Annotated in this window: 8 protein-coding genes; 3 read left to right on the plus strand and 5 right to left on the minus strand. The window is 74.6% G+C overall.

What is annotated here, in order from left to right; genetic code table 11:
* Positions 1-504: 504 nt before the first annotated feature.
* Positions 505-1,056, minus strand: a complete 552-nt coding sequence (locus ABZ920_RS22705; protein WP_361507886.1) for a MarR family transcriptional regulator — start codon at positions 1,054-1,056, stop codon at positions 505-507.
* A 166-nt stretch (positions 1,057-1,222) separates the two neighbouring features.
* Between ABZ920_RS22705 and ABZ920_RS22710 the strand changes: the two genes are divergently transcribed.
* Complete coding sequence (locus ABZ920_RS22710; protein ID WP_361508058.1) at positions 1,223-2,482, plus strand: MFS transporter; 1,260 nt, start codon at positions 1,223-1,225, stop codon at positions 2,480-2,482.
* A gap of 78 nt (positions 2,483-2,560) precedes the next feature.
* On the opposite strand, the gene ABZ920_RS22715 is transcribed toward ABZ920_RS22710, so the two are convergent.
* The 3 genes from ABZ920_RS22715 to ABZ920_RS22725 form a co-directional block, all read right to left on the minus strand.
* The gene (locus ABZ920_RS22715; protein ID WP_361507889.1) at positions 2,561-3,376 is read right to left on the minus strand and encodes a methyltransferase domain-containing protein; all 816 of its coding nucleotides are present in this window, start codon (positions 3,374-3,376) and stop codon (positions 2,561-2,563) included.
* Between the two features lie 378 nt (positions 3,377-3,754).
* Positions 3,755-5,443: a SpoIIE family protein phosphatase gene (locus ABZ920_RS22720; RefSeq protein ID WP_361507892.1), complete on the minus strand. Its 1,689-nt coding sequence runs from the start codon at positions 5,441-5,443 to the stop codon at positions 3,755-3,757.
* Between the two features lie 238 nt (positions 5,444-5,681).
* Positions 5,682-7,043 carry an NAD(P)/FAD-dependent oxidoreductase gene (locus ABZ920_RS22725; RefSeq protein WP_361507895.1) on the minus strand — a complete coding sequence of 454 codons (1,362 nt, stop codon included), beginning with the start codon at positions 7,041-7,043 and terminating at the stop codon, positions 5,682-5,684.
* Positions 7,044-7,444: 401 nt separating this feature from the next.
* Here ABZ920_RS22725 and ABZ920_RS22730 point away from each other — a divergent pair, with 401 nt between their 5' ends.
* Complete coding sequence (locus ABZ920_RS22730; protein WP_361507898.1) at positions 7,445-8,242, plus strand: helix-turn-helix domain-containing protein; 798 nt, start codon at positions 7,445-7,447, stop codon at positions 8,240-8,242.
* Positions 8,243-8,894: 652 nt separating this feature from the next.
* Here ABZ920_RS22730 and ABZ920_RS22735 read toward each other — a convergent pair.
* Positions 8,895-9,251 (minus strand): hypothetical protein, encoded by a 357-nt coding sequence (locus ABZ920_RS22735; RefSeq protein ID WP_361507901.1) that lies wholly within the window; start codon positions 9,249-9,251, stop codon positions 8,895-8,897.
* 222 nt (positions 9,252-9,473) lie between these two features.
* Here ABZ920_RS22735 and ABZ920_RS22740 point away from each other — a divergent pair, with 222 nt between their 5' ends.
* On the plus strand, positions 9,474-11,366 hold the full coding sequence (locus tag ABZ920_RS22740) for a sigma-70 family RNA polymerase sigma factor (RefSeq protein WP_361508061.1): 1,893 nt from the start codon (positions 9,474-9,476) through the stop codon (positions 11,364-11,366).
* Positions 11,367-11,437: the final 71 nt, after the last annotated feature.

Consider the following 11,437-nt stretch of genomic DNA (forward strand, 5'->3'; position numbering starts at 1 on the left):
GGCGTTGACTTTTGGCACGCTGTTGAGTTCTCAAGGAACGGACGCTTCCTTCGTACTCACCCTCTCGGGCTTTCCTCCGGGCGCTTCCCTTCGGTTTTTCCGACTCTATCAGATCGTTCCGATCCGATTTCCTCGGCGCTTTCCAGGTTCCCGCTTCCGCGTTTCCCTTTCCGGCAGATCCGACTCTATCAGACCCTTTTCCGGCCTGATCCCCAGTCAGGGGGGCTTGTCGTCCGGGCCGTTGGGCCCTTCCGACGCCTCAAACCTTAGCGCGTTCTCCCGGCGATTCCCAATCGGGCCGCCAGGGCGCCGATCAAGATCTGGGAGACCCATTCGAACCGAATTCGGAGATGCCGAATGCGACCCGGCCGGGCAGTCGTGCTGTGGTGTGAGGGGTGCCGCTCGTGCGGCAGACGGTCGCCGTGGGAGCAGTACCGCTCCGTGGCAACTCGAAGAACCTTACGGATCCGCCAAGGGGCTGTCAACAGCCCGCGTCAAGATTTTTTAGTCGAGGTCGACCAGGCGCCCGCCGGCGTCCGGCTGTGCGTGCTCCACCCTGCGCAGGAGCCGGGCCAGCATTTCACCGAGGGCCGAGCGCTCGTCCTGGGACAGGTCCTGGAGCAGGTCCGCCTCGAAGACCGTGGCCAGGCGCATGGCCTCCAGCCACTTCTGCCGGCCGTCGGGCGTCAGCTCGACGATGACCCGGACGCGGTTGTTCTCGTCCCGTTCGCGGGTGACCAGGCCCTCGGTGACCATCCGGTCGATGCGGTGGGTCATGGCGGCCGGGGTGAGGCCGAGCCGCTTGGCGAGGTCGCTGGGACCCATGCGGTACGGGGCGCCCGCCAGGACGAGGGCCTTGAGGACCTCCCAGTCGGTGTTGCTGATGCCGAGGGCGGCGGTCTGCCGGCCGTAGGCGACGTTCATCCGGCGGTTCAGCCGGGACAGCGCCGAGACGATCTTCTCCACCTGCGGGTCCAGGTCCTGGAACTCGCGCTGGTAGGCCGCGATCTGCTCTTCGAGTGACGGCTCACTGAGGCTGCCGGGGGTGTCGCCCATGTCCGCAGTATGGCACGGGCTGGCTTGGTATTGAAGTCCTTCTCTATGTACTCTTTAGCTTCGAAGTTTACGTTCTAAGTCTTCAGTTTCTCAGTTACTGAGGCACTCCACCATCTGACCCACCAACTCGAGAGAGGTGAACGTGACCAGGGCGATGGGCGCAGAGATGCGCCGGATCCACGTGGGCAACGCACTCAGCGCGTTCGGGCTCGGCTTCACCGTCCCCTACCTGTACGTCTATGTGGCGCAGGTGCGGGATCTGGGAGCCATGACGGCGGGGTTCGTCCTCGCCGTCTTCGCCGTGGCCGCGCTGATCGTGCTGCCGTTCGCCGGCCGGGCGATCGTGCGGCGCGGCCCGCTGCCGGTCCTGATCGCCGCCCTGGTCACCGCCGCGCTGGGGGCGTTGAGCCTCGGGCTGGCGGGCGGCGCGGCGAGCGTACTGCTGTCGGCCGCGACGCTGGGTGCCGGTCAGGCCGTGATGCAGCCGGCGCTGGCGACGATGATCGTGGACTGCTCGACGGCGGACACCCGGGCGCGGGCGTTCGCCATGCAGTTCTTCCTGCAGAACCTCGGGCTGGGCGTGGGCGGCCTCATCGGCGGCCACCTCGTCGACACGACCCGGGTCTCCTCCTTCACTCTGCTGTTCGCGATCGAGGCCGCTGTGTTCCTGCTGCTGGTCGCGGTGATGGCGACGGTGCGCATGCCGCACTCGCCGCGGATCGAGGACGCGCCGGCGCGGTCCGTGCCGGGCGGCTGGAAGCAGCTGCTGGGCAACCGGGCGATGGTCCGGCTGTGCGTGCTGGGCTTCGTGCTCTTCTTCGCCTGCTACGGGCAGTTCGAGTCGGGGCTGAGCGCGTACGGCGTGGAGGCCGCCGGAATCTCGACGTCCACGCTGGGGACGGCTTTGGCCGCGAACACGCTGATGATCGTGGTCGCGCAGTTCGCCGTGCTGAAGTTCGTCGAGCGGCGCCGGCGCTCCCGGGTGATCGCGGCCGTGGGGCTGGTGTGGGCCGTCGCATGGGCGGCGGCCGGGTACGCCGGGCTCGGCCACGGCAGCCAGGCGATGGCGACAGCCGCGTTCGTGTCGACGTACGCGCTGTTCGGGCTGGGTGAGGCGATGCTGTCGCCGACGCTGGCGCCCCTGGTCGCGGATCTCGCGCCGGCCGGTCTGGCGGGGCAGTACAACTCGGCGTTCGCGCTGGTCAAGCAGCTCGCGCTGGCGGTGGGGCCGGCGGTGGGCGGGCCGCTGGCGGCCGCGCTGCACGGTCCGTACATCGTGACGTTCCTGCTGTTCTCGCTCGGCATCTCGGTCCTGGCCCTACGGCTGGGGCGGCGGCTCACCGCCGTGCAGGACCACCCGTGGGCGGCGCGGAGCCGGGTCGTCGCCCGTGGTGCGGCGGCGGAGCCGGCGGCCGTGGAGGCGTGAGCATCGCCCCGCGTCGGGGCAGTTCGGGCGGCCGTCACCCTTTCGGGTGGCGGCCGCTCCGTCGTGCCGGGCGTGCCGTCAGCGGACGGCCGTGACCAGGACCGCCGTGAAGGGGAGCGTCGCCGAGCCATCGGGGGCGAGGCGATCGGCGAGGCGGTCGGCGAGGGCGCGGCCCGCGGCGGCCAGGGCCTGGGGGCCCCGGTTCTTGGTGATCTGCCGGGCCCAGGGAAGGGCCGAGAGGTGGTCGCTGGTGAAGTCCGCCAACGGGGACAGGGTGATCCCTGACGTGGTGTCGTGCGCCGCGACCTCGCGGAGTCCGGCGGTGCGCAGCGCGGTGGTCAGTCGGTCGGCGGAGCAGGAGAAGAGGGAGGCGTGCTCCGCTGCGGCCTCGGGACCCGCGTACTGCTCGATGACGTCGTGGAGGGCGTCGAAGTACGGGGAGCGGGAACGGTCGGCCCAGACGGTCAGGGCGCAGCGGCCGCCGGGGCGCAGGACGCGGGCGGTCTCCGTCAAGGCCGCGTCCGGGTCGGGGAGGAACTGGGCGCCCTGCAGGCATACGACCGCGTCGAAGGCGGCGTCGGAGTAGGGCAGGGCGTCGGCGGAGGCCGCGGTGAACTCGATGTCCGGGTAGAGGCGCGGGTGCCGGGCCCGGGCGACCTCGAGCATGCCCTCGTCCACGTCGGCGCCGAAGACGCGGCCGGAGGGCCCGACCTGGGCGGCCGCCGCGCGGGCGGTGATGCCGGTGCCGCAGGCCAGGTCGAGCACGGTCGCGCCGGGGTAGAGATCCACGGCGTCCAGGGCCGCGGTGACGAAGGGGGCGGTGAGCGGTGCGGCGTACTGTTCGTAGCGCTCGGGGTCGCTGCCTCTGAGGTGGAAGCCGGGTGCGTCTGCCATGGGGAGCATGTAGCACCGTCCGGTGGCTTCGCCTAGGTGGCGCGCGACGCCCACCCGTTCGCCCGACTCGGTCGGATGAGGCGCACGGTGCCGGTGGCGCGGTCGGCCGCGGGCAGGGATCCGGTGTCCGGCCGGCCGGGTCTTGCGCCCCACGGACGCCGTCGGGGGCGTCTCCCCCGGGCTTGCGTCGGCCGCCCCGCGTCCGCCGGCGGCGGCCGGTTCCTGGTCGTGCCTCCTCGCACCGGCCGGCCGCTCGTCGTGCGCGCCCCGCCGCGGCCGGCCTGTCGACGTCCTTGTCCAGGTTCGGCCCGCCTCTCGACGCGCTCGCCTCGACTCGGCCGGCCTCTCGTCACCCGGATGGCCGATGGCCGGGCCGGGTCACCCCGCCGTCCGCGGCAGCAGGAACTCGCACCAGACGGCCTTGCCGCCGCCCGGGGTGCGGCGGGAGCCCCAGCCGGAGGCGATCGTGGCCACGATGGCGATGCCGCGGCCCGACTCGTCGCCGGGTTCCGCGCGGCGGCGGCGCGGCAGGTGGTCGTCGCCGTCGGTCACCTCGATGATCAGGCGGCGGTCGGTGCGGCGCAGTCGCAGCCGCATCGGCGGGGTGCCGTGCTGGAGGGAGTTGGCGACCAGTTCGCTCGCCGCGAGGACGCCGAGGTCGTGCACCTCGGGCGGGAACCGCCAGCTGGTCAGCACGCCGGAGGCGAAGGCACGGGCGCGGGGCGCCGCTTCGACACCGCCGAGCAGTTCCAGCGCCGCGTTGCGGAACAGCTCGTTCTGCGGGCCGGTGCGGGCCGGGTGCTGGAGGACGAGGACCGCCACGTCGTCGTCGTGGTCGGCGAGGACGCCCGCCGAGCGGACCAGGCGGTCGCAGACGACCTGGGGGCTGCCGGTCGCGCCGGCCAGGGCGCGCTCCAGGGCGGCGATGCCCTCGTCCAGGTCCTCGTCACGCCGTTCCACCAGGCCGTCCGTGTACAGGACCGCGGTGGAGCCGGGGCCCAGCGGGACCGAGCCGGAGGTGTGCACCCAGCCGCCGGTGCCGAGCGGCGGGCCGGTCGGTTCGTCGGCGCGCAGGACCGTGCCGCTGTCGTCGCGGACCAGGATGGGCAGGTGGCCGGCGGAGGCGTACACCAGCCGGCCCTCGTTCGGGTCGTGGACGGCGTAGACGCAGGTGGCGATCTGGTTGGCGTCGATCTCCGTGGCGAGTCCGTCCAGGAGCTGGAGGACCTCGTGCGGGGGGAGGTCGAGGCGGGCGTACGCGCGCACGGCCGTGCGCAGCTGGCCCATGACGGCGGCCGCCCGGACGCCGCGGCCCATCACGTCGCCGATCACCAGGGCGGTGCGGCCGCCGCCGAGGGTGATGACGTCGTACCAGTCGCCGCCGACGGCGGCCTCGGTGCCGCCGGGCTGGTAGGTGGCGGCGATGCGCAGGTCGTCGGGCTGCTCCAGCACCTGCGGCAGCAGGGAGCGCTGGAGGGTGACCGCGGTCTCGCGCTGGCGGCGCTCGCTGGCGCGCAGCCGCTCGGCGGCCTCGGCGTGGTCGGTGACGTCGGTGGCGAAGACGAGGACGCCCAGGCCGCAGCGGTCGTCGGCCGCGGCGACCGGGGTGCAGGTGAAGGTGTACGAGCGGCCGTCCGGCGCCTTGCGGGACTTGAGCGTGCGGGGTCTGCCGCTGCGCAGGACCTGGTCGAGGAGCGGGAACAGGCCGAGTTCGCGCAGTTCGGGCAGGCCCTCCCGGGCGGGTGCGCCGGCGGGCCGGTCACCGAATGCGGACACGTAGGCGTCGTTGACGTAGGTGATGCGGTGGTCGGTGCCGTGGACGAGGGCGACGAGGGCGGGCACGCGGTCGAGCACCTCCCGTGCGGGCAGCTCGTCGACGGCCGGGACGCGCGCCGTCCCGTCCCCGGAGGCGGGCTCCGCGTCGTCCGCCGGCTGCTGCCCGAGGGCGCCGCGGGCCTGGGGTACGGCGCCCTCGCCCCGCCGTTCCGCGGTGGCGATGTGATCGGTCCGCGCGGCGGCGCGGCGCTGCGTTCCGGGGAGCCGGGCGCTCCAGCGCGTGAAGTTCACGAATCCTTGCCTCGTGTCGTCGTCTCGGGCCGGCTCCGGGCCCGGCCGGGGATCTGGGGGCCGCGCCGCGGTGACCGCTCATTCTTACTGCCCCCGGGTGCGGCACAGGAGAAAAAGCGTCAGGGACGAACGGGGGCGAACGGCTGCCCGCCCGCGAACGGGGACCAGTCTGGCAGGGTGGCCGGCCGCACCGGCATATGTCGGACGTGGGAACGTCCGGTGGAGTTCCTGGGTCCGGTCAGGACGACCCCTTCGGGTTGGGCGGCGGCTTGCCCCCGGCCGCCAGTTCGAACTCGGCCCGGGGGTGTTCCAGTGAACCGAGGGAGACGATCTCCCGTTTGAACAGGCCCGCCAGCGTCCACTCCGCCAGTACGCGGGCCTTGCGGTTGAGGGTGGGCACCCTGCTGAGGTGGTAGGCGCGGTGCATGAACCACGCGGGGTAGCCCTTCAGCTTGCGTCCGTAGACCTGGGCGACGCCCTTGTGCAGTCCGAGGGAGGCGACGGACCCGGCGTAGCGGTGCCCGTACGTCTCGAGCGGTTCGCCCCTCAGGGAGTGCGCGATGTTGTCGCCGAGGACCCGCGCCTGGCGCACCGCGTGCTGGGCGTTCGGGGCGGTGAGGCTGCCGGGTTCGCGGGCGGTGACGTCGGGGACGGCGGCGGCGTCCCCCGCGGCCCAGGCGTGGTCGACGCCCTCGACGGTCAGCCGCGCGGTGCACCTGAGGCGGCCGCGCCCGTCGAGTGGCAGGTCGGTGGCGGCGAGGAGGGGATGCGGTTTGACGCCGGCGGTCCACACGAGCGTGCGAGTCGGGAAGCGCTGCCCGTCGCTGAGGACGGCGACGCGGTCGGCGCACGACTCCAGGCGGGTCCCCAGGAGCACCAGGACGTTGCGGCGGCGCAGTTCGGAGACCGTGTAGCGGCCCATCTCCTCGCCGACCTCGGGCAGGATGCGGTCCGAGGCCTCGACGAGGATCCACTTCATGTCGTCGGGCTCGACGTTGTGGTAGTAGCGGGTGGCGTAGCGGGCCATGTCCTCCAGCTCGCCGAGCGCCTCGACACCGGCGTACCCGCCGCCGACGAAGATGAAGGTGAGGGCCGCGTCGCGGACCGCTGGGTCGCGGGTGGAGGAGGCGATGTCCATCTGCTCCAGGACGTGGTTGCGCAGGCCGATGGCCTCCTCGACGGTCTTGAACCCGATGCCGTGTTCGGCGAGGCCCGGGACGGGGAGGGCGCGGGAGACCGAGCCGGGCGCGAGCACCAGCTCGTCGTACGTCACCTTCTCGGGGAGCGCGCCCTCCTCGGCGGCGAGGGTGACGAGGGTCGCGGTGCGGTGGGCGTGGTCGATGGCCGTCGCCTCACCGACGACGATGCGGCACTGCCCGAGCACGCGGCGCAGCGGGACGACGACGTGCCGGGGGGAGATCGCGCCGGCGGCGGCCTCCGGCAGGAACGGCTGATACGTCATGTAGGGGTCGGGCGTGACGACGGTGATCTCGGCCTCGCCCCGCCTGAGCTCCTGTTTCATCCTCCGCTGCAGACGCAGTGCCGTGTACATCCCGACGTAGCCGCCGCCGACAACGAGAATGCGCGCACGTTCCTTCACCCTCCCATGACGCACCCGGCGCTGTCGTTTGTCCACAGCCCCGGCAATGTGTGTGACGGTCGGACCGGACAGCGTACGGTTGGCCGAATCACCGGTGCGGGGGGAGAGTGCGCAGGTCAGGGTGTGTGGGCCGGGGTCCGGGAGGGGATGCAATCCGGACGTATGCGACCCGTGCTCCGATCGGGGGGCGCTCCGTGCGGAACCTGCCCCTTCTGAATTGACCCCCTCTCAACTATGTTCGTGTGTCGACGGGGTGCAGGGGATGTGGTCGAACGAGTCCGCGAGGTCCACCGGATCTCGGAGGCGGGCTCGCTCGCTCACGCACGAGAGCCGTTCCGCTCATCCCGCATTCAGTGGCGGGGAGCGTCTCCGGGGGGAGACGTCATTACCGGGGGATCACTATGCACACTCACGACTCTCGTTGGACGACCGCGTCCGCCCTCGTACCGGGCGGCGCGACGATGAGCACGGCAGCCGACCGGCGCGGGGACGAGACCCGGGCGGTCCGGACGGCTCCGCTGCGCGTGGACGCACAGCGCAATCTGGAGCATGTGCTGCGGGCGGCGCGGGAGGTCTTCGGCGAGCTGGGGTACGGGGCGCCGATGGAGGACGTGGCGCGGCGCGCGCGGGTCGGCGTCGGCACCGTGTACCGGCGCTTCCCCAGCAAGGACGTGCTGGTGCGGCGGATCGCCGAGGAGGAGACGTCCCGGCTGACCGAGCAGGCGCGGGCGGCGCTCGGGCAGGAGGACGAGCCGTGGTCGGCACTGTCCCGTTTCCTGCGTACGTCGGTGGCCTCCGGCGCCGGGCGGCTGCTGCCGCCGCAGGTGCTGCGGGTCGGGGTGGCGGACGAGGCGGCGGGACCGGGCGCGGCGCGGGTGCCGCAGCAGCGGGCGCAGTCCGCCGCGGAGGAGCCGCGGCCGGCGCCGGACGACGTCCGGGCGATCCCGGACGACGTCCGGGCGGTCCCGGCGGTCGCCGTGGACGACGCCCCGGGGGCGGCGGCGCTGCTGGACGTCGTGGGACAGCTCGTGGAACGGGCGCGCACGGCGGGCGAGTTGCGCACGGACGTGTCGGTGTCGGACGTGCTGCTGGTCATCGCGACGGCGGCGCCCTCACTGCCGGACGCGGCGCAGCAGGCGGCCGCCTCGGCCCGGCTGCTGGACATCCTGCTGGAGGGCCTGCGGTCGCGGCCGGTGTGAGCGGGCGGGCGGTCTTGGGCGGGGACGGTCGCCGACGGGGAGGACTGCGGACGGGGACGGCCGTCGGCCCGGGCGGACGTCGGCTTGGGGGCCTCGGCCCGGGCGGATGTCGGCCCGAGCGGACGGCGACCCGAGCGGCCATCGGCCCGAGCGGCCATCGGCTTAGGCGGACGTCGGCTTGGGCGGACGTGGCGCGAGCGGGTGGCAGGCACGGGACGGGACGGCCGCCGACCCGAGCGGCCATCGGCCCCGGCGGACGTCGACCCGAGCGGCCACCGGCCCAAGCGGACGTCGGCTTGGGCGGACGTGGCGCGAGCGGGTGGCAGGCACGGCCGGGAGGTCCGCTCATGGGCGATCCGGTGTGAGGTCACTCGAAAGGGTGATTGTCGGTGTCGGGTGCCGTGCCGGGCGCCCGGCTCGCGCCTGAGCCGGGAACGCGGGATCGGCACCCGGACTGCCTGGTACGCGGCGTCTGTTGAGCCCCCGTGGCCCCAAGGGGCGTGAGCCGGGCGGCGCCTCGGATCCTCACAGGGGTGTGCACGCCTCGTACAGCCGCGTCCCGGCCGGAGGGCCCTGTGGCACGCTGACCCGGTGATCGGGACGGCTGGGCAGGCGGGGGCTTTCCGCGATGGGCTTTGACGGGCGCGACGAGTCACTCGGTGACGAGGAGACGGACGCCGACGGCGCGGGCCCCGGCCAGGTCCCGAGCCAGGGCGGGCGACCGGGCGCGGCGCGCGGAAGCGGTGCCGCCCAGGACGGGTCCCCCACCGAGGACGAGGGTGCGCCCCGAGGCGGCCTGCCCGCCCAAGGGGGTCCACCGGCCCGGGGCGGTCGGCCGGCCCAGGGGGTCGTGCCTGCCGCGGAAGACGGGTGCGCCGCCCCGGACGAGGATCCGGCCCAGGCGGGTCTGCCCGCCCAGGGCGGACGGCCCACCCAGGGGGCCGTCCCGGCCCAGGACGGGCCCCGGGGCCGGGACGATCCGGGGGCCCACGACGATCGGGGGGCCCATGACGATCCGGGGGCCCACGACGGGGCGGCGGCCGAGGGCTGGGTTCCGGCTCAGGGTGGTGTGCCGGCCGACGACGCCGTGGGAGCGCAGGGCGGTGTGCCCGCCCAGGGGAGCGCACCGCTGGACGACCGCCCGCCGGCGTGGGGCGGCGTACCGGGCGGCGGGCGCGTCCCGCACCCGGACGGCGTCCCCGCCCAGCGGGAGGGACACGGGGGAGGCGTCCTGCCGCCACCGGCGGCGCCGCTGCCGCCGTCCGACGCGGAACTGGTCGGGCGGGTGCGGGAGGGCGACGACACGGCGTACGCGGAGCTGTGCCGGCGCCATGCCGACGCCGTGCGCCGGTACGCCGCCACCTGCTGCCGTGACGCTCACACGGCCGACGACCTCACCGCCGAGGTGTTCGCCCGCGTGCTCCAGGCGGTGCGCGGCGGCTCCGGCCCCGAGCACGCCGTACGCGCGTATCTGCTGACCACCGTCCGCCGCGTCGCGGCTCAGTGGACGAGGACGGCCAGGCGCGAGCACCTGGTGGAGGACTTCGCGGTGTTCGCGGCGCAGGCCGAGTACGGCCCGAAGGCGCCCGGTGACCCGGCGGCCCCCGGCCTCCCCGGAGCGGGGCTCGAACTCGGCGCCGACGTGCGGGCGATGCACGAGGCCGAGCAGTCCCTCGCCGTGCGCGCCTTCCGCTCGCTGCCCGAGCGGTGGCAGGCCGTGCTCTGGCACACCGAGGTCGAGGACGAGCCGCCGAGCAAGGTCGCCCCGCTGTTCGGGCTGGACGCCAACGGCACGCGCGTGCTCGCCGGCCGGGCCCGTGAGGGACTGAAGCAGGCCCACCTCCAGGCGCACGTCAGCGCCGCCCTGGCGCGGAACGCGGAGTGCGCCCGCCACGCCGGCCGGCTCGGCGCCTACGCCCGCGGCCGGCTGCGCGCCCGTGCCGAGCGGGGCCTGCGCAGGCACCTGGAGGAGTGCGCCAGGTGCCGGGTGGCGGCCGGCCAGATCGAGGAGGTCGCCGGCGCGATCCCCGCGGCCGTACCGGTCGCCGTCCTCGGCTGGTTCGGCGCGGCCGGGTACGCCAAGGCGCTCGGGATCCTCGCCGGTGGGGCGGGGGCGGCGGGCGCCACGGGGGCGGCGGCCCCGGTCGGCGGCGGTTCGTCCGGCGGGACGGGCGCGCAGCCGGCCGCGGGAGCGTCGGGTGCGTCGGGTGCCGGAGGCGCGGGGGTCTCGTCCGGCGGAAAGGATGCCGTGGCCGGGTCCGAGCGGCTGGGCGGCTCGGTGGCGGCCGGCGTCGCGGCCGGCGTCGCCGCCGTCGCCGTCACGGCCATCGCGCTGGCGGTGACCGCCCAGAACGGACCGGCGGACAAGCCACCGCCCGCGCCCCCGCCGCCGGCCTCCTCGCCGATGGTCCGGCCCGAGCCGCCGTCGCCGGCACCGGCGCGGACGAAGCACACCACGAAGCCCCCGCCGGCCGGTGAAAAGTCGGTGAGACCGGCCCCGACGCCCGCCCCCGCGTCCGTCGCGTCGCCGTCGGTCCTCAAGTCCCCGGCGCTCCCCTCGCCGTCGGCGCCCGCGCCGGAGCCGTCGTCCCCGAGCGTCCCGCCGCCGCCCGGCCCGGCCCCCGGCACGACGTCCGCGCCCGTGCCGGCTCCCGCGGCGCCTCCTCCGCCCGCTCCCGCGGTCTACCGGTGGAGCGAGCTCGACTACGACCTCACCGGGGACGGTACGGAGCCCGAGATGCGGATCGGCGCGAGCAGTTGGGTCTGGCAGCGGTACGGCATGTCGGTCGCGGGCAGGCGGTTCGGGCCCGGGGTGACCGTCCACGGCCGGTCCTCCGTCACCGTCGCACTCAACCGCGCGTGCTCCGCCTACGACGCCCGGGCCGGCCTGGACGACCTGACGGCCGGGTTCGGCACGGTCTCCTTCTCGGTGTACGCCGACGGCGTGCGGCTGTGGCGCTCCCGGGTGATCGCGGGCGGTGATCCGGCCGTGCCCGTCCACGTGGACCTCACCGGCCGCGGGACCGTCCGTCTCGTGGTCGAGCCACGGGGCCCCCACGGTGCCGTGGCGCTCGCGGACTGGGCGGAATCGACGTTCACCTGCGACGCACGCGCCGGCCAGTGACCGGCCGGCCCGAGACCCGAACCCCGACGCCCCGCCAGCGAGGAGCGCGGAGAGACGGGCCACGGACCGCA

This window comes from Streptomyces sp. NPDC046831 (genome assembly GCF_040645305.1).
In the GTDB taxonomy this organism is placed as follows: domain Bacteria; phylum Actinomycetota; class Actinomycetes; order Streptomycetales; family Streptomycetaceae; genus Streptomyces.